Origin of the sequence: Emergencia sp. (assembly GCF_048465375.1) — a bacterium.
In the GTDB taxonomy this organism is placed as follows: domain Bacteria; phylum Bacillota; class Clostridia; order Peptostreptococcales; family Anaerovoracaceae; genus Senimuribacter.
This window is the reverse complement of record NZ_DBFWLQ010000008.1, coordinates 394,194-414,881: the sequence shown is the minus strand read 5'-3', so window position 1 is coordinate 414,881 and position 20,688 is coordinate 394,194. Positions and strand designations below refer to the sequence as shown.

The 20,688-nt window shown below is 44.6% G+C and carries 20 protein-coding genes; 4 read left to right on the top strand and 16 right to left on the bottom strand.

The window, feature by feature from the left end; genetic code table 11:
• Positions 1–26: 26 nt before the first annotated feature.
• The 6 genes from rlmH to ACMQ5W_RS08160 form a co-directional block, all read right to left on the bottom strand.
• Positions 27–506, bottom strand: a complete 480-nt coding sequence (gene rlmH, locus ACMQ5W_RS08185; RefSeq protein WP_419024744.1) for a 23S rRNA (pseudouridine(1915)-N(3))-methyltransferase RlmH — start codon at positions 504–506, stop codon at positions 27–29.
• 6 nt (positions 507–512) lie between these two features.
• Positions 513–1,313, bottom strand: a complete 801-nt coding sequence (locus tag ACMQ5W_RS08180) for an MBL fold metallo-hydrolase (RefSeq protein WP_419024743.1) — start codon at positions 1,311–1,313, stop codon at positions 513–515.
• 218 nt (positions 1,314–1,531) lie between these two features.
• Entirely contained in the window at positions 1,532–2,887 is a 1,356-nt protein-coding gene (locus ACMQ5W_RS08175; RefSeq protein WP_419024742.1) for a sigma-54-dependent transcriptional regulator, read from the bottom strand.
• Positions 2,884–5,178 carry an ATP-binding protein gene (locus ACMQ5W_RS08170; RefSeq protein ID WP_419024741.1) on the bottom strand — a complete coding sequence of 765 codons (2,295 nt, stop codon included), beginning with the start codon at positions 5,176–5,178 and terminating at the stop codon, positions 2,884–2,886. Before ACMQ5W_RS08170 ends, ACMQ5W_RS08175 begins: the two co-directional genes overlap by 4 nt.
• A gap of 86 nt (positions 5,179–5,264) precedes the next feature.
• Positions 5,265–6,638: an APC family permease gene (locus ACMQ5W_RS08165; RefSeq protein ID WP_419024740.1), complete on the bottom strand. Its 1,374-nt coding sequence runs from the start codon at positions 6,636–6,638 to the stop codon at positions 5,265–5,267.
• Positions 6,639–6,647: 9 nt separating this feature from the next.
• Positions 6,648–7,346 (bottom strand): cysteine hydrolase family protein, encoded by a 699-nt coding sequence (locus ACMQ5W_RS08160; RefSeq protein ID WP_419024739.1) that lies wholly within the window; start codon positions 7,344–7,346, stop codon positions 6,648–6,650.
• Between the two features lie 515 nt (positions 7,347–7,861).
• Here ACMQ5W_RS08160 and ACMQ5W_RS08155 point away from each other — a divergent pair.
• Together ACMQ5W_RS08155 and ACMQ5W_RS08150 are read left to right on the top strand one after the other, a co-directional pair.
• Positions 7,862–8,413, top strand: a complete 552-nt coding sequence (locus ACMQ5W_RS08155; protein WP_148490368.1) for a ribonuclease H family protein — start codon at positions 7,862–7,864, stop codon at positions 8,411–8,413.
• Between the two features lies 1 nt (position 8,414).
• On the top strand, positions 8,415–9,605 hold the full coding sequence (locus tag ACMQ5W_RS08150) for a coenzyme F420-0:L-glutamate ligase (protein ID WP_419024738.1): 1,191 nt from the start codon (positions 8,415–8,417) through the stop codon (positions 9,603–9,605).
• A gap of 62 nt (positions 9,606–9,667) precedes the next feature.
• On the opposite strand, the gene ACMQ5W_RS08145 is transcribed toward ACMQ5W_RS08150, so the two are convergent.
• A complete protein-coding gene (locus tag ACMQ5W_RS08145) occupies positions 9,668–10,531 on the bottom strand; it encodes an AraC family transcriptional regulator (RefSeq protein WP_419024737.1) in 864 nt (287 codons plus the stop codon).
• Positions 10,532–10,799: 268 nt separating this feature from the next.
• Here ACMQ5W_RS08145 and ACMQ5W_RS08140 point away from each other — a divergent pair, with 268 nt between their 5' ends.
• Positions 10,800–13,043, top strand: coding sequence for an ATP-binding cassette domain-containing protein (locus ACMQ5W_RS08140; protein ID WP_419024736.1), 2,244 nt, complete (start codon positions 10,800–10,802; stop codon positions 13,041–13,043).
• A 36-nt stretch (positions 13,044–13,079) separates the two neighbouring features.
• Here the strand turns inward: ACMQ5W_RS08140 and ACMQ5W_RS08135 are convergent, their stop codons facing one another.
• The 6 genes from ACMQ5W_RS08135 to ACMQ5W_RS08110 all read right to left on the bottom strand — a co-directional run bounded on the left by ACMQ5W_RS08135 (position 13,080) and on the right by ACMQ5W_RS08110 (position 18,137).
• The gene (locus tag ACMQ5W_RS08135; RefSeq protein WP_419024735.1) at positions 13,080–13,646 is read right to left on the bottom strand and encodes a M15 family metallopeptidase; all 567 of its coding nucleotides are present in this window, start codon (positions 13,644–13,646) and stop codon (positions 13,080–13,082) included.
• Between the two features lie 24 nt (positions 13,647–13,670).
• Complete coding sequence (gene dapF, locus ACMQ5W_RS08130; RefSeq protein ID WP_419024734.1) at positions 13,671–14,501, bottom strand: diaminopimelate epimerase; 831 nt, start codon at positions 14,499–14,501, stop codon at positions 13,671–13,673.
• Between the two features lie 40 nt (positions 14,502–14,541).
• Positions 14,542–15,822 (bottom strand): diaminopimelate decarboxylase, encoded by a 1,281-nt coding sequence (lysA, locus tag ACMQ5W_RS08125; RefSeq protein WP_419024733.1) that lies wholly within the window; start codon positions 15,820–15,822, stop codon positions 14,542–14,544.
• A gap of 113 nt (positions 15,823–15,935) precedes the next feature.
• Positions 15,936–16,856 carry a S66 peptidase family protein gene (locus tag ACMQ5W_RS08120; protein ID WP_419024732.1) on the bottom strand — a complete coding sequence of 307 codons (921 nt, stop codon included), beginning with the start codon at positions 16,854–16,856 and terminating at the stop codon, positions 15,936–15,938.
• An 18-nt stretch (positions 16,857–16,874) separates the two neighbouring features.
• Positions 16,875–17,408 (bottom strand): spore maturation protein, encoded by a 534-nt coding sequence (locus ACMQ5W_RS08115; RefSeq protein ID WP_419024731.1) that lies wholly within the window; start codon positions 17,406–17,408, stop codon positions 16,875–16,877.
• Between the two features lie 12 nt (positions 17,409–17,420).
• On the bottom strand, positions 17,421–18,137 hold the full coding sequence (locus ACMQ5W_RS08110; protein WP_419024730.1) for a nucleoside recognition domain-containing protein: 717 nt from the start codon (positions 18,135–18,137) through the stop codon (positions 17,421–17,423).
• A gap of 348 nt (positions 18,138–18,485) precedes the next feature.
• On the opposite strand from ACMQ5W_RS08110, the gene ACMQ5W_RS08105 reads away from it, so the two are divergent.
• On the top strand, positions 18,486–19,094 hold the full coding sequence (locus ACMQ5W_RS08105; RefSeq protein WP_419024729.1) for a hypothetical protein: 609 nt from the start codon (positions 18,486–18,488) through the stop codon (positions 19,092–19,094).
• Between the two features lie 95 nt (positions 19,095–19,189).
• Here ACMQ5W_RS08105 and ACMQ5W_RS08100 read toward each other — a convergent pair whose 3' ends face one another.
• From ACMQ5W_RS08100 to ACMQ5W_RS08090, 3 genes are all read right to left on the bottom strand, one after another.
• Positions 19,190–19,339, bottom strand: coding sequence for a hypothetical protein (locus ACMQ5W_RS08100; protein WP_419024728.1), 150 nt, complete (start codon positions 19,337–19,339; stop codon positions 19,190–19,192).
• Positions 19,340–19,372: 33 nt separating this feature from the next.
• The gene (locus ACMQ5W_RS08095) at positions 19,373–19,642 is read right to left on the bottom strand and encodes a hypothetical protein (RefSeq protein ID WP_419024727.1); all 270 of its coding nucleotides are present in this window, start codon (positions 19,640–19,642) and stop codon (positions 19,373–19,375) included.
• Between the two features lie 67 nt (positions 19,643–19,709).
• Positions 19,710–20,660 carry a dipeptidase gene (locus tag ACMQ5W_RS08090; RefSeq protein ID WP_419024726.1) on the bottom strand — a complete coding sequence of 317 codons (951 nt, stop codon included), beginning with the start codon at positions 20,658–20,660 and terminating at the stop codon, positions 19,710–19,712.
• Positions 20,661–20,688: the final 28 nt, after the last annotated feature.

Genomic DNA, 20,688 nt, shown 5'->3' with positions numbered 1-20,688 from the left:
TAAAATGTAAATAGTACTTTAGTATATTATTTGTGATAGGTCTCATTTCGAATTATTTTGAAACTTCTGTATAACTGTTCTAATAAGATGACTCTCATCATCTGATGTGGGAAGGTCATCTCAGAAAAGGACAGCTTGAAGTCCGCCCTGCGGCTCACTGCCTCGCTGAGGCCCAAGCTTCCGCCTATGACAAAGACGAGATTACTGACACCATCTACCGCCAGTTTCTCTACTTTTTCCGCCAATTTTTCTGATGATAACATTCTCCCTTTTACTTCCAACGTGACGACGTATACACCACTTCTTATCTTTTTGAGAATTTCCTCTCCCTCAGCTTCTTTGACGGCCTGTTCTTCTGCCGGCCCCGCCTTATCTGGCAGCCTGGATTCTTTCAACTCTACAATTTCCAAATTGCAGTAACTCTTCAGCCGTTTCGAGTATTCGCCGACAGCGTCTGTCCAATATCTTTCCTTTAGTTTTCCAACACATATGACTGAAATATTCATAAAATTTTACACTTCCACAAATGGACTGACCTCATCCCTGTTTGCAATATCCAATTTTAAATCCTTATCTATGTAAAAATCCTCCTCAAAGAGAATATTTCTAATCGTCAGATACGCCTGCCCCGGAGTATTGTTCTCTTTGCTCAGATGGGCGAGGACAACGTGGGGAATTCTGTCGTGCTCTCTTCTCTTCAGCATTTGGCAGAGGCAATAGCCTGCCGCCTCATTGGACAGATGTCCTTCGTCTCCTAAAATTCTTCGCTTCAAAGGATATGGATATGCACCCATTTTTAAAATATTCACCTCATGATTCGCTTCCAGGATGAGAAGATCCGCTGACTCCACCTGATGGAAAATTTCCTCAGACACATATCCCGTATCGGTTACGATAGTAACCTGCCTTCCATCATGAGCAAAGGAATATCCCGTCGGCTCCGCCGCATCATGAGATAGGTGAAAAGGGTTCACTTGGATATCTCCGATATAAAAGGGCTCTTCCCTCGGTACGCCATAGGCTCTTTCCCCCGGGACTTTGTCAGCAATTTCGCTTAAGGTTCCCTCCGATGCATAAACACCTGCATTTGCAGCTTTTTTGCTCACCATACGCAGGCTCCTCACATGATCGATATGTTCGTGAGTGATGAGAATGCCGTCAATATCTTCCGGCTCTACACCTCGTTCTTCAAGACCGGCAAAGACCCGTTTCCCCGTAATCCCTACATCTACCAATAACGTTGTATGTTCACTTTTCACCATATAGCAGTTACCCGAACTTCCGCTGGCAAAAGAGCAGAATTTTAGTGCCATAGTCCACCTCTTGTTTTTCTCAGTCGTTTTATCAATACGTCCATTGTACCATATGCACTAAGCTCTGTCTTCGCCTGCGCTCGCCAAATGCTAAGTGCACTCACCTGTCATACCTCGGCTCTGTCTTCGCCTATGCTCGTCAGTCACCGGGTAGGAACATTGTACCACAATTAAATACGAGGTTCCAGTCGTAAATGAGTCTGTTTTTGCTCAATTCACTATCTGTATTTGATACCATAGTCGTTCAATTTTCTATATAAGTTCTTTCTCGCAATACGCATCTCTTCTGCCGCTTTTGTCACGTTACCACTGTGCTTTTTCATGATTTCCGCGATGTATTCTTTTTCAAAAGCCTTAGTCATATTTTTTAAATCCGCCGCTACATTTTCTTTCTCTTCCACTGCCCTGATCTCTTCTGGCAGATCTTCCATATCCACTGTACCATCCGTCGATAACACCACCAGCCTCTCAATAATGTTGCGAAGTTCTCTCACATTTCCTGGCCAGTCGTAGTGCTTCAGAGTATTCAGCAAATCCGGTTCAAAGGGATAAATTTGCTTATTCATTTCTTTTGCATACTGCTGGAGAAAGCTTTCGCAAAGTATCGGAATGTCTTCCCGCCTTTCTCGCAGAGGGGGAATTTCAATGGGGATAATATTGATCCTGTAATATAAATCGGCTCGAAATTGGTTTGCTTTTACCTCCTCCTTTAAGTCCCTGTTGGTAGCTGTTATGAGGCGAAAATCACTTTTGATTGACTCTGCTCCGCCGACACGCTCAAAGGATTTTTCCTGCAAAACCCGGAGGAGTTTGACTTGCATGTTTAAGCTCAGCTCCCCTATTTCATCAAAGAAAATCGTGCCGCCGTCTGCTGTTTCAAAACGACCCTTGCGCTGCCTCTCCGCGCCCGTATAAGCACCCCGCTCGCTGCCAAACAGCTCGCTTTCGATTAAATTCTCATTGAGCGCCCCGCAATTAACACAGACAAAAGGTTTCTCCGCCCGCTTACTGCTCTTGTGAATGATGTTTGCCAAAACTTCTTTCCCCGTGCCCGTCTCTCCCGTTATCAAAACGGCTGAATCCGTTTTTCCTATGATCTCTGCTTTCTGACGCAGATTCTCCGCAATGTCAGAGACTCCGATGAACTCTTTCCCGCCGGAGAGACGGGCAATATGTTCTTTTAAAGTATCGTTTTCTTCCTTTACATTGGTCAGCTCCTCCGCTTTTTTTACACTGGATATCAGTTCCTCGATATCCGCTGGCTTGACAAAGTAAGAGAAAGCGCCCCGCTTTACGGCTTCAACTGCGCCCGAAATAGAGCCTTCTGCGGTAAGCATGATTACCTCAACTCCAGGCCGTATCTTCTTGATGGCATGAAGCAGTTCCATGCCGTCCATTTTCGGCATGATGATATCTGAAATTACCACTGAAACGTGATGTTCTTTCAGCTTTGCCAAAGCCTCTTCACTGTTATCACAGGTCAAAACCTGAAAACCTTTGAGCCTGAATATCTTTTCATACACCTCCAAAAGTTCTCTGTCGTCATCTACTAGTAAAATAGGTATTTTTTTCATACTTTCTCACCTCTGTTCATTGGAATGGTGATGATAAATGCAGTCTCTCCACTCCTCGGCTCTATAATCGCTATTTCGCCCTCCAGGGAATCCACAAGCCGCTTGGTAATCCAAAGTCCAATGCCAGTTCCCGTCTCCTTTGTTGTCATAAACGGTTCAAAGACCCGTTCCTTTGGCTCAATTTTGATGCCGCCTCCATTATCTCTTACCCGCATCAACACCTTATCGCCAGATTGATGACACGTAATCTCAATCTGGCCGTCATAGGGAACCGCTTGAATCGCGTTGATAATGATGTTTTGCAGGATCACCTTCAGCGCTTCTCTGCCTGAAGAATAGATATAACAGCTTGCATCTACGTCCAGCTTTATGTCGATGTTCTTGCCAATAGCCTCCTTCTTTGACAAGAGCAAAATCTGGTTAATCAAAGTACCGATATGAATCATCTCACCGCCGCTGGAATCGCGCTTAGAGAAATCCAACAAGGTCGTTATCACGTTCTCAGCTTCTTCTACGGCCCTCATAATAGTGGCGATTTCCTTCTGGCCCTTTTTCTGTTCATCGAGAATATCTAAAATATAAGCCGCCCCTTTAATCAGCGCCAGGACGTTTTTCAGTTCGTGGACAATGGCGGCGGACAACTGCCCCACACCCGCCATCTTCTCTAACTGCTGCATTTCTTTTTCCAGTAAAATACTCTTTGTCGTGCATTCACTGGAAATAACCACTTTATCAACCGTCCCGTCCTCTTTTAATATCGGGTAATACACATTCTTGTAGACCTCACCGTCTGCAATTATTTGTTCTGCAAAATGCTGTCTTTCCTCTTTTACCTGCATAATTGCCCGGCAGATATTCTCCTGACAGATCCCAGAAGATGCCTTCGACTGAATTTTTATGGCACCGTCCATATCCACGATCATCAAAGTTCCCTCGATGGTATCGAGAATGGTGCTAATTTGGCGATTTTTGTCCAGCAGTGTCTCTGTGTAGCTTTCAATACTGTCATTCATCGTCTTAAAAGCCTGATTTAACTGGGAAATTTCATAGTATGTGTCCTCACATGTCTCCTGCTCGCTTTGAATGGAACTATAGTCCCCTTTGGAAATTCGGTTGGCACTGTTGACCAGTTTTTTCATCGGCCGTGAAAATTTATCATACAATAAAATTCCGAAAATAGCTGCTAAAAATAAATCTATGACAATCAGTATGAGCCCTTTTTTTAAGTCAAACTTGCTTGTAGGCTTAAATTCTTTCATATTTATTTCAATAACCAGTGTGGAATCCGTCCCTGGAACTTGAGAATGAACCATCATTTTCTGATTATGATTCTCAGTAAAAACTTCAATGCCACTTTCCTCTTTCAAGGCGGTCTTCAAGGCCTTTACTTTTTCTGATGACAAACGTCCTTCAGTAAAGATATTTTTCTCATACACCTGCCCCTGGTCAGCTTTGATATTGCTGAAGTCCGTGTGATATAAAATATTGCCCGCGTGATTGAGCCAGTATACTTTTCCTGACTCACCTAAGGAAAAGCCTTCAAAATACTTTTCCTTTATATTGTCAATGGCGAGGTCAAGGCAGATGACGCCGTATAACTGATCATTTTGATCATACACCGGCTGTGAACAGGTCATGGTCCAGCCAGTCCCCAGGTAATCTGTATAAGGCGGCGTCCAGACTGGTTTGCGCTGGGGATTATTTTCTTCATTGGCCATAGTATAGAAGATATCTTTAATCTGACTATGGTCGCTTGCAAAATTATCCTGTAGATTTCTATAAGGACTGCATCTCAATAAATTGTCCCTGGTCGCAATATAGGCCCAAGTAATATCCTCGCTCTTTAAAATCTTTGCAAAGGCTTCATCTAACTCCTCGGTCAAATTGATTTCCTCTACCAATTCCGGTGTCACTTTTGTCGTATTTGGCACCATGACATTGCTCTGCGCCATGAGAGATAAGGATTTGTCTCTTCTTCTGTTGATAGTTCCATCTTTGAGAAGGACGTATTCTGATGATAGTTCTTCAGAATAGGGATTGTCCTGCAGCAGCTTTTCCGTCCATATTCCCAGTAGCTGCACCTGGGTCTTAATCCGATCAAAGGTAATCGCAATTAGTTCGCTCTTCTCGTCGACAATTTCCTGCATGCTTTTTTTCGCATACTCCGTCGATTTGCTTTCTTCTTTTATCGATACATAATAGGTAAACAGGATGATAGAAAGGACGTTAAAGACCAAGAAGATCACGATAATATTTGTCGCTAAGGATTTTCTGAATTTCACTTTTTTCATGTTGTTCCTCTCTATGCACTTCCTATTATTTTAACATCAGCCTAGGGAATTGTCCCTAGGCTGTATATATTAGCAACATCTATATATTATGCTTGTTGTTCTTCGTTGTCTTCTGAAGAATCCACCGTATCCGGTGACAGAATCACTGGCGTCCAATTTAAAGGATCGGTTTTCTCTTTGTGCTTGCCGTATGCCCAGAGGATAACCCCCAGTACCCCATAGAGTGCAAGAACCAGCCATGCGCCCTTATTCATAGCTGTGATAGAGGAATACAGCACCCATAAACAGAAGATGATACCGATGATTCCCATCAGCGTCCCCGCTTTCACCTTGTACGGCCGAGGCCACTCGGGATGAACTTTCCGCAGTTTAAGGAAAGACAGAGCCACCATCAGATAAACAGCGCCTGCAGCAACGCCATAAATTGTATAAATATAGTCCACCCAGGCATCTGGTGCAAAGACTGTAAAATAAATTGACAGGATTCCGACTATTATATTAGCGAACTGCGGCTGCCCGAACTTATTTAGTTCACCGAACTTAGACGTCATCTGGCGCTGTTTTGACGCGCCATATAGAATTCTCGAAGCGCTGAGCCAAAAAGAAGACAAGGTCGTGATGCAGGTCAGGCTGCCCATGACGACGATAATCAAGCCCAGCCAATGCATGTCGATGATGTCAGCAACCCGCGGATCGACGATATCAGTCTGTGCAACCCAGTCGTTGGATACAATACCGCCAACAGCAATGACGGCCATAGAATAGATCAAAACCGTACATCCCAGAGCACCTACAAAAGCTTTCCACAGATCCTTTTTAGGAAATTTTGCTTCTTCCGAAAGCTGTGGAATCAAGTCGAATCCTACGAATTTCATAATCAAAAGGCCGATAGCCGCTGTATATCCGCTGAAGCCGTTTGGAAACCACTCTATGCTGGAAAAATGCCAATGACCACTGAAAATGAAAATCGTCGATGCGCAAATTGAAACGACCAGGGTGCTCCAGAATAGGATATTCTGCAGCTTCGCCAGTACCTTCAGTTCTCTGTTCGTCAGGAAAAACCAGATGACCAAAATAACCGATGCGATGATTTTTATCTGCAGAGAAGTGACTGGGAACAAATACCCCAGCATACTTGCAATGCCATATGCGACGGTCGGCATCGCCATGACGTAAAGAAGCATGATCAGCCAGCAGGATGCAAAGCCGGTATTGCGGCCAAAAGCGTTTGTAATCCAGATGTTCTGTCCCCCGGCGTAAGGCATCATACTGGTCATCTCAGAATAAATAAAACATAATGGCAGGATCAGGATACCGCAGGTCATGAGGGAGAACGCCGCTCCAGGACCACTCAGTTCAAACCAATATTTGATTTCGACCATCCAGGCAGCTATCATGCCGCCGGCGGCCATCGCTATCATACTTGACAGCTTCAATTCCTTTCTCAATCCGTTACTCATAACAACCTCCTATAAATTTTTTTCAATCAGGGAAATGGTTTCGTCTGTGGATAGCACGTCACAGTAGATAACACTCATAATCTTCAGTTCCGCATCGTGAAGTTCCTGACTGCCCGCCGCACAGGCATCTTCTACGCATATGACTCTCAGGCCCGCGTCTGCCAGTCCTCTGACTGTACTTGCAACACACTGATCTGTTACAATTCCTGTGACGACTACCGTTTCGATGCCCATGAACTGGAGAAGCGTCAAATAGTTTGTTCCCGTCGTCACACTGTCTGTTGTCTTGTTTACGATAATCTCGTTTTCTAAAGGAGCTAATTCATCAATCATCTGCGCTGCATAACTATTTACCGGAATCAGCATGCCGTTCCATCCTTCTGATTTCTGCACAGGAGAGCGGTCTTCGCCATCTTCCCGCAGACAGGCAATCCTGCCGTAAGTTACCATCAAGCCGTTTTTTCTGAAGAAATCCAAAAGCCGCTTGTTATTTGGGATTACAACTTCATCCAGTCTGTCGTGGAAAGGAATCCATCTTTCCCACTCCCCCGCTTCTTTGAACTGGAGCGCTTCACCAAAGTCTCTAAGTACAAACTCATTTTGCAGATCGACTAGCAAAAGTGCCGTCTTCTTCGGATCAATCAACGGTTCCTCAACCTCTCCAATAGTCTCGTAATAAAAATTAAGATACTTATCTTTCACTTTCATATCTCTACCTCCTGTTTTTTGTACAGATATAATTGCGAGCCTTGTGCCAAAATTTTATATTTTTCAAATTATTTCGTTAAATTCGCCTATATCCTTGCAGTTCCAACGTTTATTTCGCTCTGCATTTCTTTGCTGGTTGACCCTATTCCCTTTAACCCGGTGCTATATCGTTACCTCTTGGTGACAAATACAGTAGCTGAGATTACCTTTTCGTAACAATGGAGGAATGCATGCTTGCCAAATACCTTGTTAGTGGCAGCATTTCGGAGTCACGCCTATCTGGAACAGACATGGCAGTCCGCAGTCCGCAGATTTGCTAGAAATGTCCTGAACATTTTTCCTGGCTATGGCGATTGCGGACTGCTAATTGATAATACGGCAGCTCCATAGTCAAGAGGTCAAATGCTGAGAGGTACAAATGCAATATGCGCCACAAAATTTTCCAATCTTTGTTGTACTTTTCGGTAAAATAAGGCATAATAGATATGTTAAAAATTTCAACAAAGGGGAAAAACATGACGATTTTGAGAATTTATACGGATGGAGCCTGCTCCGGGAACCAGAGCAGCGAGAACTTTGGCGGATGGGGATCCATTTTAGAATTTGGAGAACATAGAAAAGAACTGTTCGGCGGTGAAGCCAACACTACCAATAACCGTATGGAGCTGACTGCCGTTATTGAAGCGTTTAAGGCTCTAAACCAGGGACAACAGGCCGTGGAGGTCTTTACTGACAGCGCTTACGTCGCCAATTGTTTCAGAGAGAAGTGGTATGAAAGCTGGGAAAAGAACAAATGGAAGAATGCCGCCAGGAAATCTGTGGAAAATCAAGAACTTTGGCGAGAATTACTTGCATTAGTAAGGCAAAATGATGTAAAATTCTATAGGGTAAAAGGGCATGTCAATCTGAAGAGCAAATCTACAGATTTTGATAAGCTTTATGAGAAATTTATAAGTTGGAATGGAAGCCGTTTCACTTTTGAAGATTTTGAATATATAACCACCATGAATAATCGTGCCGATGAACTGGCGAACATGGGCATAGATCGAGTAAAAGGAGAGATGTAACATGGAAAGAAAAGTAGGAACAGTATCTAGAGGTCTGAGAGCTCCTATCATAAAGGAAGGCGAAGACCTTTCGCAGATTGTCATCGACACTGTGATGGACGCTGCCAATTCCGGAGAATTTACAATTCAGGATAGAGACATCCTGGCAGTTACGGAATCAATCTTAGCCAGATCACAGGCAAATTACGCTACTAAGGAGCAGATTGCTGCTGACGTGAAAGCAAAACTAGGTGGAGAAACCATCGGTGTCATCTTCCCAATTCTCAGCAGAAATAGATTTGCCATCTGCCTGCGTGGTATCGCAAAAGGAGCCAAAAAGGTCGTTTTGATGCTCAGCTATCCAGCTGACGAAGTAGGAAATCATCTGGTCGATTTAGACCTTTTGGATGCCAAGGGGATTAACCCGTATTCAGATGTTTTGTCACAAGAAAAGTTTGAAGAGCTTTTTGGAAAGTCAAACCATACCTTTACTGGCATGGATTACGTAAACTACTACAAAGGGATTATCGAAGAGGAAGGAGCCGAAGCAGAGGTTATCTTCTCCAACAATCCAAGAACGATTTTAGACTATACGAAGAAAGTTTTGACTTGCGATATTCATACAAGAGTGAGAACAAAGAGATTACTTAAAGAAGGCGGCGCAGAAATCGTCTGTGGCATGGACGACATATTGACGGCAAGTGTAGATGGCAGTGGTTACAATGATAAGTACGGTCTTTTGGGCTCCAACAAATCTACAGAAAACTCCATCAAACTGTTCCCAATTCACTGTCAGGAGTTTGTCGACGGCATTCAGAAGAAAATCAATATACTGACAGGAAAGACTATCGAAGTCATGGTCTATGGCGACGGTGCCTTTAAAGACCCTGTCGGGAAAATCTGGGAACTGGCTGATCCGGTGGTTTCTCCAGGATATACTAAAGGTCTGGAAGGAACCCCGAATGAAGTAAAACTGAAATACCTGGCCGACAACGAGTTTGCAAATCTCAAAGGAGAAGAACTGCAGGCCGCAATCAGCGAGTACATAAAACACAAAGATGAAGAGCTGGGCGATTCTATGGTTGCACAGGGAACAACACCGAGAAGACTCACGGATCTGATCGGTTCCTTATGTGACTTGACTAGCGGAAGCGGCGACAAAGGAACACCGTTCATCTATATTCAAGGATATTTTGACAACTATACAAAATAAGATCAACCAAAGCTGTCCCCAGAGGACAGCTTTTTTAATACAAGTATAATTTCCCCTCGGCTTCATTTCACTGGAATATAAATTTTAACCTCGTTTTCCGGATCATCGAAAGACGACACTTCGCGTTCGTATACTTCAAAGTCCTCACGATCATCCAGTTCTTCTTTTGTTGTCAAAAGCCAAGTACCATAGATATATTGATAGGTCTTATATAAGTTCGCCAAAGTGCCCCGATGTGTGAAGATGGCGTACCTGCCCGCGGGCAGTATTTTCTTGACTAAGGTCTGCGGCAGATGATCAAAGCTGTTTACGGATCCGCCCACCACCACAGAGAAGGAAATATCTCCCTCCTTTGTATAAGCAGCCCTCTGTGTTTCGCAGATACTATACCCTCTGCCTGTAAAAGGTTCCCTGTTCTTATACTTGCGCAAAAAACGCTCCCATAATGTAGGAATCTGGTTATCAGAAAGTGCCACTGTGCCTCGAAGTCCTGCTACTTTCGTCGCTCCCATCAGAAGAATCTGTGGGGCATGGGAGATGTTGTTGGCAATATGATATACGTCTTCCGGTGCCAATTCTCTTTTCGCATTGATTGCTAAATTCAGCCCTGCCTTCCGGTAAGCGGAAGGGCTGCATCCAAAAACAGATTTAAATGCTCGGCTAAAGGCTTCTGGAGAAGAGAACCCACTGTCAAAGGCAATATCGATAATCTTCTCACTGGAATGAACCAATTTCTCAGAGGCATTATAAAGTCGGCGCCGGTGAATATAATGCCCAACTGATTCACCTAGCACCGATGCGAAAAGCCGTGTCATATAATAGTAGGAGTAACCAGTTTCCCTCGATACGTCTTCTAAACCGATATCTTCATATATATATCCTTCGATGTATTCAATTGCCTTCTCTAATGGAGATAACTTTTCCACACTAAGCCTCCTTCCTTGCGGCAACGCCGGTGGATTGTGGAACCATTATACCGTGACGATTCCTCTGGAAATCTATTTGCACGTCATGATTCAATGGTTCCTTCCTTGCGGCGACGCCGGTGGATTGTGGAACCATTATACCACATTGCATTTCGAATCTCCACAATCCAAAAACCAGCAAAAACTATCATGTATTACGCCCTGCCTTTTGATACGCTATAACGTGCAAGTTACTAGTGAAGAATTAATAAAGTAGAGGTGTGAATAGATGAAAGATATGATTGTACAGGGGCTTACGCAAAATAATCTAAAGCATGTTACATTTTGCGTGCCAAAAGAGAAAATTACGGTGTTTACTGGCGTATCCGGCTCTGGAAAATCCAGCATTGTCTTTGATACCATCGCCGCAGAGTCCCAGCGGCAGATGAATGCCACATATCCGGCTTTTGTGCGGTCGAGACTTCCCAAATATCCAAAACCTGAAGTAGAGCGAATTGACAATTTGACGCCCTCCGTGGTGGTCGACCAATCTCCTTTAGGCGGCAACGCCCGTTCAACAGTAGGAACCATCAGCGGTCTGTATTCCAGTCTCCGTCTGTTATTTTCCAGAATCGGCAAACCCTATGCAGGTACGGCCTCCTGCTTTTCTTTTAACGATCCGGGCGGAATGTGCAAAACATGCTCAGGGCTTGGTAAGATCACAAAAGTCGACGTTGAGTCAATGATAGATTCAGACAAATCGTGGAAGGAAGGCTGTGTCAAGGATTCTTTATATCGTCCCGGTTCCTGGTACTGGAAACAGTATGCAGAGTCGGGGTTGTTTGATCTTGAAAAGCCGATTAAGGACTATTCCCTTGAAGAATACAATCTTCTGCTATATGGCTCCCGCGACGGCAAAGGTGCACCGGAAGACCCTAAAGTGGCGGGGTTGTACCACAAATATACAAAGACTCTTTTAAATCGCAACCTCAGTGACAAGAGCAAACATACCCAGGAGAAATCACAACATTTAGTCACAGAGATGGAATGTCCTGACTGCTGCGGAAAACGGTTGAATAAAACGGTGCTGCGCTGTAAGATAAACGGTTATTCCATTGCAGATCTGTGCGAGATGGAACTGACTCAACTTCGCGAAGTGTTGCTGCAGATAACCGATCAAAAAGTAAACCTGCTAATACAGACACTTGTTGAAGGACTTGACAGAATGATAGAAATCGGCTTACCATATCTGCACTTGAACCGTGAAACTCCATCTTTGTCTGGCGGTGAGGCGCAGCGGCTGAAGCTGGTCCGCTATATGGGCAGCAGTCTTACCGGTATGACCTATATTTTTGATGAGCCCAGCAAGGGAATGCATCCCCGTGACGTCTACCGCATGAACAATCTGCTCAGACAGCTTCGTGACAAGGGCAACACGGTCCTTGTGGTGGAGCACGATAAGGATGTCGTTTCCATTGCGGACTATATAATCGATGTGGGTCCACAGGCAGGGCAACATGGCGGAGAAATCGTCTTTGCCGGCAGCTATCAGGAGTTGTTAAAGTCCAACACTTTGACGGGGAGAGCCATGCTCAAATCGCTGCCCATAAAGAAGACACCCCGTCAGCAGACAGGCAGTCTGCCTGTTCGCAGAGCCAGCCTGCATAACCTTAAGAACGTGAATGTAGACATTCCTTTAGGAATTATGACCGTCGTCACAGGCGTAGCGGGTTCTGGAAAGAGCACTTTGATTTCCCAAGTATTCGCTAAAAAATATGAAAAAGATATTGTGATGGTAGACCAGGGTCCTATTACAGCCACGAATCGCTCCACGCCGGCATCTTATCTCGGCTTTTTTGACGCCGTACGAAGGCTGCTGGCACAAGAAAACGATAAACCTGACGGCTTATTCAGTTTTAACTCCATGGGCGCCTGTCCGGTATGTGGAGGTAAAGGGGTTATCGTCACGGAGCTTGCTTTCATGGACCCAATTGTTACGACATGTGAATCCTGCAATGGCGTTCGATACAGTCAAGAAGCCCTCGCCTGTACTTATAAAGGGAAAAATATCATGGAGTTGTTGAATCTTACTGCCTCGCAGGCCATGGAAGTATTTGAAGAGCACAAAATAAAAAAACGATTACAAGTATTGGAGCAGGTAGGACTATCTTATCTGACTTTGGGACAGCCTCTCAGTACGTTGTCCGGCGGTGAACGGCAAAGAATCAAGCTGGCCAAAAACTTAGAGAAAAAAGGCAGTATCATTGTAATGGATGAACCCACTACAGGGCTGCATATGTCAGATATCCAAAATCTGTTGCACTTATTTGACCGAATCGTATCTCGGGGAAACACCTTGGTGGTGATTGAGCACAACCTCGATGTGGTCAAACAAGCCGACTGGATCATCGACATTGGACCTGACGGAGGAAAAAACGGCGGAGAGGTGGTTTTCAGTGGAACGCCTGCGCAGATGGTACGAGATGCAGAGACACTTACGGCAGATAGTCTGCGAGCCTCTCTTTCTGAATAGTACCGTCATAAAAGGAGCTGCAGTGCAGCTCCTCTTTCAGATTTGAAAGTCCATAAAGGGTGTCGGCTCTGTAGAGACGTCATAGAAGTGCCACCACTCATTTTCATAGGCCCTGAAGCCGACGTGCTCCATGACTTCTTTCATATAGGTCGCATGTCTGCGCCCCACTTCCGAAGTTTTCTGGCACAGCAGGCTCGCTCTCTCGGAAAAGTCGTCAAAAGCCGATGGCATTACAATTTCGCTGCCTTCTATATCGGTCAATGTGATGTCCACGCACAAACCGTTCAAATGGGTAGGCCGAAACACTTTTAATTTGGACATATCTGGCGGTCTGGCCACAAAATTATTGTCCGGAAGGATTTCCCAAAATTTCTTCTGGGCACTGATCGGCCGATAGGCATCCATCACTTTGACCCGGAACCCATCTTTTGCAAAGATGTTTTTCGCTTCAATCAAGATCACGGCAGTATGACGATCCATGTAGCATTCATTGGAGTGATAGATTTTCTGCCCGGTGAAATTATCCGCCGATGCATATTTTAAGTCTACAATAAAATCATCATCCAGTTCCAAGAGTTTTACTAAGTTGCCTTTTTCGTCCATCCTCGCCTCCTATGCCGCATCCTTTTATAGTAACTCGCCAATTTCACCTTCTGCCACGATGACAGCAGGTCCGCTGAGATATAAATCCGTAATCTGGCGGCTATCCCTTGCTATGTCGATAAATAAATCTCCTCCCGCCATGGAAACCTTGACATTACTGCCACTGCACAAGCCTCTTTCTGTCAGAACAGTGACGACGGAGCCCGTTCCTGTTCCGCAGGCATAGGTAAAGTCCTCTACCCCTCTTTCAAAGGTGCGCACAAAGATTTCGTCTTCTCCCGTAACTTCATAGAAATTCACGTTAGCCCCCTTTGGCAGTGCCGGATGGCTGCGCAGTGTGCTGCCCAAAATCCGAAGCTGTGCAGGTGTAAGCGCTCTTAAGCCTTTCATTTCTATTACCAGATGTGGAATCCCCGGGTCTCCAAGTTCCACATAGGCGCATGAGTAAATCTGGCTGCAGGCCTCTAATTCCAGAGTCAAATCCAATCTGGTTACGTCGTTCAGTCTGACTTTATAGTGCATCTGATCCAGTCTCCAGGCTCTGACCATGCCTGCAGTCGTTTCGATATTGATGACTTCACCAGCCAAGTGGTTTTCAAATCCATATTTGGCGATGCAGCGCGCGCCATTGCCGCACATCTCTCCCAAACTGCCATCTGCATTATAAAACAGCATTTTAAAGTCTCCACCTTTGGTTGCTCTTTCTACTGCCATCAGACCATCAGCGCCAACAGCCAAACGTCGCTGACAGAGTTTTTGTGCCAGCACGCCAAAACTATCTAAAGGCAATTGTTCCTCTATATTGTTAATCACGATAAAATCGTTTCCTGCCCCCTGCATCTTTGTAAATTTCATTATGTCACTTCCTTTTACGCTTCCGGCCTTTTCTCGTCATCTATAAAATCTCATTTCGCAGCAGATCTTCATAAGTCTGCGGCTTTACAATCAGACGGTCGTTTCCGTCAGATACCATCACCACGCCTGGAATCAGGTTCTTGTTGTAATTGCTGGCCATGCTATAACCATATGCGCCAGTAGAGAAAATCGCGAAGAGATCTCCACTTTCAGGGTGAGGGATTTTGACATCCTTGATCAAAATATCCCCCGACTCGCAGCACTTGCCACAGATTGTCACCACCTCTCTCTTCTCTACCTCCGCTTTATTTGCTATCACGCCTGTATATTCCGCCTGATACAGCGCCGGTCTGATATTATCCGTCATGCCGCCATCCACAGAGACATACTTCCTAATATCCTTGATGTCCTTGATACTGCCGATGGTATAGAGGGAAATGCCGGCTTCTGCTACGATGCTTCTGCCTGGTTCTATGACCACGTTCGGTCTCTCAATGGCTTTTTCAGCACAGTATTTTTCAATTTTTTTCATCATCGGATCCAGATAATAACTGTAGGACGGTCTCTCTTCGTCCACATAAGTGACACCAAAGCCCCCTCCCACATTGAGTTCTTTCACATCATAATCCAGTTTTTCTTTGGTTTTCGTTACCAGATTCAGCATGATGTCAAGGGCCTGCAGATGGGAATCATTATTCAAAATCTGCGATCCCACGTGGAAATGCAGTCCGTAGAAGTCAACAAACTCTGAATCAATGGCGCCTTTGATCTGAGGCAGGATCACTTCGTCATCAAGAGGAATGCCAAACTTGGAATCTTTTTTTCCCGTCACAATATAATCGTGGCTGCTGCTCTTGACGCCCGGTGTAATTCGGAAAAGGACATTCATCTTCTTCCCCTTTTCTCTGCAGATATCTTCTATCAAATGCAATTCCTGCAGACTGTCGATAATGATTCTGCCAATCCCATATTCCACGGCCATCTCAATCTCTGCCGGTTGTTTGTTATTGCCGTTAAATTCAATCTTCTCTGCCGGAAACCCGGCTTTGATGGCTGTATAGAGTTCTCCGCCAGATACGACATCCACACACATTCCTTCTCGATCCACCAGCTTTGCCATAGCTACTGGAAAAAACGCCTTTGCTGCGTATGCAACCCGCGTGCTGGGATACTTTTCGAGGAAGCACTTCTTCAGCTCCTCAAATCGTCTCACAATATCGCTCTCTGAATAGACATATAACGGCGTTCCATATTTCTTTGCCAATGTCACAGTGCTGCATCCGTCAATGTACAGCGTATTGTCTCTCACTTCTCTAAACATTTTTAATCTCCTAATTTGTTCATCTTTTGCATGAATTTATTTTGATGCCCGAAGGGCCGCTTGTTTTCGTTCTCATTGGGCGGCAAATCGTGTTCGCCGCCCTGTAGTTTTCTTTATCTCTCTACCTCAAAAGTAATTTCTTTTGCAGTAGTGTCCATGGAGCAAACCGCACCCATGGGCAGAGTCATCATCGGATTTCCATGTCCGGACTGGATGTTATACATCACTGGAATATCCAGACCCTCTAAAATATCCGTCAGACATCTTATCACGTCATATTCTGGGCATTCCCTGTTCTCACAATGGGTAAACTGCCCCAAAATAATGCCGCTGCATTCTCTAAGTTTGCCAGAATTTCTCAAGTGATACGTCCACTTTTCTATTTTGCTCATCTGTTCATAGACTTCTTCAATGAATAGGATATTCCCCTTCGTATCCACTTCATAGGGCGTCCCGATGCTCGCAGACAGCAGAGATAGATTTCCGCCAATCAGCTTACCGCAGGCCTTCCCCTCCTGGAGCACCTGCAGCGCATAACCCTGAGGATTCTTGAATTGGTATGTGCCCTCAGCGTTAATTGCCTGATACAGGGATTCCCTCGTCTCATCATCAAAATCGTCTACGATATTAGAAGATACCATGGGGCCGTGGAAGGTGACAAAGCCGCAGTTCTGCGTGATTGCAAGATGCATGCTGGTCACATCGCTGTAGCCGACAAAGACCTTTGGATTGTTTTTAATCAACTCATAATCCAGATATTCCATCGCGCGGCTGCCGCCGTCACCGCCTCTGATGCAGAAGATAGCCTTTACTTCCGGATCTGCAAACATTTTGTTGATCCATTCTCCCCGCACTTTTCCGCTGTCAGCCATATAGCCGGCATAGTTCGTATCCAGGTTATCCGCTGTTTTCACTATGTATCCCTGGTCTTCCATCGCTTTGATACACTGTCCGATGCGCTCGTGACTAATCGCAGAGCAGGGACAGATCAGGCCAATAGTATCGCCTTTTTTTAATTTGTTTGGATATTTCATTTCTAGTCTTCCTATCCTTTAGAACCACATGACGTTTACAATGACAGTCGCTGCAATCAGTGAAGCTAAGTCGCCGAGCAGACCTGCTGCGACAGACTGTCTTGCGTTGGTGATGCCGACTGCTCCATAATATACTGCTACGATATAGAATGTGGTTTCTGTGGATCCCAGTGCAACAGATGCGATTCTGCCGATCTGTGACTGTGTGCCATAAGTTTTCAGTAACTCAGCCATCATACCCTCAGCCCCACCGCCGGAGAAGGATCTCATGATGCCCATCGGCAGTACCTCGGCCGGCATGTTGATCAAATTTGTTACTGGTTCTAACAGGCTGCACAACCAGTCCATAGCGCCTGACGCTCTGAACATGCCGATTGCGCAAAGCATGGCTACCAGATAAGGGATGATCATGATTGCCGTGGAAAACCCTTCTTTTGCGCCCTCAGTGAATACGGCATAGACAGGGACTTTCTTGCAGATTGCATAAAGACAAACTGCAGCTACGACCACTGGTATGGCCCATACGGATATTGTTTCTAATACTGCTGTCATGACCTTACCTCCTTACCATGCGACTTTTTCTTCTTCAGCGTTAACGGATTTGTAATTCTCTGGCAGTACGATCGGGTCGTCTCCGATGTAGTCCTCGTTAATTTCCAAAGTTCCTGCCGCAATTTCCTTTTCAATGATTACATCGTACTTAAATCGCTTCAGCTTGCCAAATACAATGGTGAAGAAGATTCCAGTAACTGTAGAAATCGTTGTTGCGATGATAACTGGTGCAATAATTTCAGCAGCCCCTGCAGTCTGTACACTAGCACGCAGTCCAATCGCAGTTACAGGTATCAGCGTAATGGAAGTTGTCGCTACTGCCAACAGCATGACCTGGGCGTCTGTGGCGATGTTTTTTGTCTTGTTCAAGGTCTGCAATTCCTGCATCGCTTTAATACCAAAAGGCGTTGCAGCGTTACCGATTCCCAGAATATTGGCGGCAAAGTACAGCGCCATAGCGGAGTTTGCCGGATGATCCTTTGGTACTCCTGGGAACAGCAGTCTCATAACCGGTGAAATCGCCTTCCCCAGCTTTTCACAGAGCCCTGCCTTTTCCATAACTTTCATTAGCCCGCAGAAAAATGCCATGATACCGATTAGGCCTATTGCCAGGGTTACTGCGGTTTCTGCAAATTCAAACAAATTGTCTAAAATGCCCTGCATATTGCCAGTAACGCCGCCGGCAATTACTGCGATGACAACCAGTGCCACCCAAATATAATTCATCATATATCGTGTCCTCCTTAAAATATTTTCGCCTATATAATTGCGTCAAATCTTACTTCCGCCGATATGAAGCGGAATGCCATCCTCCTTTCTACAAATAGTCAAAAAATTGTAAATTCATTAAGATGACCTATGATAGAGCAATATTTATGCCAATTTAAAATGTGACTGAATTTGATGAATCCTGGGAAATGCCATCTCTTTTTTATCATTTTTGTCCGATTTTCAGGACATATAATCCTGATTTTCGGATTTAACCGTTATAATTTCTCGTAAAATCCCTATTGTAGAAAGGCATATTTCTTGCTTTAATAGTATATGTGCAGTTATTTTATAAAAGGAGAACATTTTATGAATAAGATACAATATCACTATACCAACCTGGCAAAACAGATTTTTTTCCTCGTCTGCTTCCTCTATTTCTTTCTTCGTTTCCTCATTATGATGGAAATCATTTTCTTTAGAATTGACGGATATTATGAAAGTACCAATATCCCACTGACCCTCCTTCTATATGCCGTTTTATTTATAATCGTCATTCTTTTTTTCAGAGGGCATAAGTTCTGTTTCAGTACCTACGATGAAGAGCATCTGATTTATCATAACACACTTCTGCGCACAGAAAAAAAACTGGAGCTGGCAGATGCAAAATTAGCGGTATTAGATACCTTCGGCATAAAATTCTTCTCTGCGCAGAATGCGGACCCAAAGACAGAAAAACCGATTTTCTTTCTGCCGTTTTTCCGAGATGGGATTATAGAAGCCGTGCAAATCGACAAGTTCTATAAGATGCTGAAAGCGAAAGAAGACATTCGGGTCGTAAAAAAATTCAAAGTTCTTCCAGGCTACAGCAACAAGTGGAAATTTGTCACAATCGCCTACGGTTTTCTTGCTGTCATCCTCTTCATGAGCTGTGCAACCCCTATTACCGTGGTCATCGTATTATTTCAAAACCACTAAAAAATGTGGAAATGACGGAATCAAAGATTCCTATTTCCACTGTCATAAAAAACAGCCCTGTAGGTCTCAATACCGCCAGGGCTTTTTCTATGTGCTTATTCTTGATCGGGTTCATCCTTTTCCTGTTCCGTCGTTCTTCTTTTTGCCATCAAGGTGTCCATAAGGCTCTGCTTCGGATTTTTCATGATGAATAGAAAAGACAGAATAACGATGAGGACGCCTGCAATTCTAATAATCGTATCCATACTTACAATCCTTTCTTCTGTTCTGTCCCAAAATCAGACAGCCAGTTTTACACAAAAGAAAACTGCACCTGCGACAATCAGGATACCGGCTGCCAGCAGAACCCTGTGCCATGTTTTCAGCTTTGCTACAGGAACAGCGTTTAAGTTTATAGTGCCTTTCTGCTCTTGCTCAATCAGACCCTCTCGTCTTTGCCGACGATTTTCCTTAGCCACATAATCCGCAACCGCTTCTTTACTAGACGCTTTGTATGCACCGTATTTCTCCAGATAATCACCGATGGCTTTCAATGGATCCTTTCCCATCCTGATTCACCTCTTTTCCTTTGTTCCCGTTAAGTCTAGTATATAACAAATTTTCTAAAAACTCAATTTATTCTCCGACTACGTCTTTGATGACTCTCAAAGCATTGAGGCTGCAGATTTTCTCAATTTCGTCATCACTGAACTTCTTCTCCATTTCTGCCAGCAGCCTGCCAAAACCGCTGTAATTGACTAGCTCGCCGTTATCGTCAATGCCGTCAAAATCAGACCCGAAGCCGATTGCCTCAATTCCTGCTTTATCTCTCATATGGAGCAAATGACCGATAATCTGCTCTATGGTCGCATGTTCCGAACCCTCCCTCAGAAAAGAGCATTCAAAGTTGATGCCGACCATTCCACCGCAGTTTCCGAGGGTCCGTAGCTGCTCATCGGTCAAATTTCTTTTGTTGTTGCAGAGCGCTCTTGCGCAGGAATGAGATGCAACAAAAGGTTTCTTGCTGTATTTTGCCACGTCATAGAAGCCTCCCTCGGACATATGAGATACATCGACGATCATGCCCAATTCATTCATCCGTTCCACCACCTCAATGCCAAAGGCTTTGAGACCCTTTTGATGGATTTCAGGATCGTCACTGCAAGGGTAACCGACGGAATTCTCATAACCCCACATCAAAGTCAGCAGCCTGACGCCCATGTCATAGACCTCTTCAACCCTTTCCATCTTTCCGTCGATGAACACGCCGTCCTCTACGGTCAGAACGGCAGACAAAAGCCCTGCGTCTCGGTTTCTTCTAATGTCCCTGGCACTGAATGCCGGTCTGATGATATCTGGATAGGTCTCTATCTGTTTCGTATAATACCTGTAAATTCCCTTCAAAATATCATAGGGATCCATCGTCTCCATCTCTTGTCTTGACAGGTACATGGCAAAGAACTGCGCCATGGAATCGTTTTCCTTCAGCAGTTTCAGATTGATAGAAGTTTCCCCATCAAAGAAACTTCGCTCTGGATGCCTCCACCCCTCAATCAGGGTATCACAATGCATATCAATAATTCTCATATTCTCGTCCTCCTCAAGTCTAAAGCAA

What these genes read in the sequence shown, in the direction of transcription:
- rlmH (WP_419024744.1), bottom strand. Translation starts at nt 506, where the DNA reads ATGAATATTTCAGTCATATGTGTTGGAAAACTAAAGGAAAGATATTGG.
- ACMQ5W_RS08180 (WP_419024743.1), bottom strand. Translation starts at nt 1,313, where the DNA reads ATGGCACTAAAATTCTGCTCTTTTGCCAGCGGAAGTTCGGGTAACTGC.
- ACMQ5W_RS08175 (WP_419024742.1), bottom strand. Translation starts at nt 2,887, where the DNA reads ATGAAAAAAATACCTATTTTACTAGTAGATGACGACAGAGAACTTTTG.
- ACMQ5W_RS08170 (WP_419024741.1), bottom strand. Translation starts at nt 5,178, where the DNA reads ATGAAAAAAGTGAAATTCAGAAAATCCTTAGCGACAAATATTATCGTG.
- ACMQ5W_RS08165 (WP_419024740.1), bottom strand. Translation starts at nt 6,638, where the DNA reads ATGAGTAACGGATTGAGAAAGGAATTGAAGCTGTCAAGTATGATAGCG.
- ACMQ5W_RS08160 (WP_419024739.1), bottom strand. Translation starts at nt 7,346, where the DNA reads ATGAAAGTGAAAGATAAGTATCTTAATTTTTATTACGAGACTATTGGA.
- ACMQ5W_RS08155 (WP_148490368.1), top strand. Translation starts at nt 7,862, where the DNA reads ATGACGATTTTGAGAATTTATACGGATGGAGCCTGCTCCGGGAACCAG.
- ACMQ5W_RS08150 (WP_419024738.1), top strand. Translation starts at nt 8,415, where the DNA reads ATGGAAAGAAAAGTAGGAACAGTATCTAGAGGTCTGAGAGCTCCTATC.
- ACMQ5W_RS08140 (WP_419024736.1), top strand. Translation starts at nt 10,800, where the DNA reads ATGAAAGATATGATTGTACAGGGGCTTACGCAAAATAATCTAAAGCAT.
- ACMQ5W_RS08135 (WP_419024735.1), bottom strand. Translation starts at nt 13,646, where the DNA reads ATGGACGAAAAAGGCAACTTAGTAAAACTCTTGGAACTGGATGATGAT.
- dapF (WP_419024734.1), bottom strand. Translation starts at nt 14,501, where the DNA reads ATGAAATTTACAAAGATGCAGGGGGCAGGAAACGATTTTATCGTGATT.
- lysA (WP_419024733.1), bottom strand. Translation starts at nt 15,822, where the DNA reads ATGTTTAGAGAAGTGAGAGACAATACGCTGTACATTGACGGATGCAGC.
- ACMQ5W_RS08120 (WP_419024732.1), bottom strand. Translation starts at nt 16,856, where the DNA reads ATGAAATATCCAAACAAATTAAAAAAAGGCGATACTATTGGCCTGATC.
- ACMQ5W_RS08115 (WP_419024731.1), bottom strand. Translation starts at nt 17,408, where the DNA reads ATGACAGCAGTATTAGAAACAATATCCGTATGGGCCATACCAGTGGTC.
- ACMQ5W_RS08110 (WP_419024730.1), bottom strand. Translation starts at nt 18,137, where the DNA reads ATGATGAATTATATTTGGGTGGCACTGGTTGTCATCGCAGTAATTGCC.
- ACMQ5W_RS08105 (WP_419024729.1), top strand. Translation starts at nt 18,486, where the DNA reads ATGAATAAGATACAATATCACTATACCAACCTGGCAAAACAGATTTTT.
- ACMQ5W_RS08100 (WP_419024728.1), bottom strand. Translation starts at nt 19,339, where the DNA reads ATGGATACGATTATTAGAATTGCAGGCGTCCTCATCGTTATTCTGTCT.
- ACMQ5W_RS08095 (WP_419024727.1), bottom strand. Translation starts at nt 19,642, where the DNA reads ATGGGAAAGGATCCATTGAAAGCCATCGGTGATTATCTGGAGAAATAC.
- ACMQ5W_RS08090 (WP_419024726.1), bottom strand. Translation starts at nt 20,660, where the DNA reads ATGAGAATTATTGATATGCATTGTGATACCCTGATTGAGGGGTGGAGG.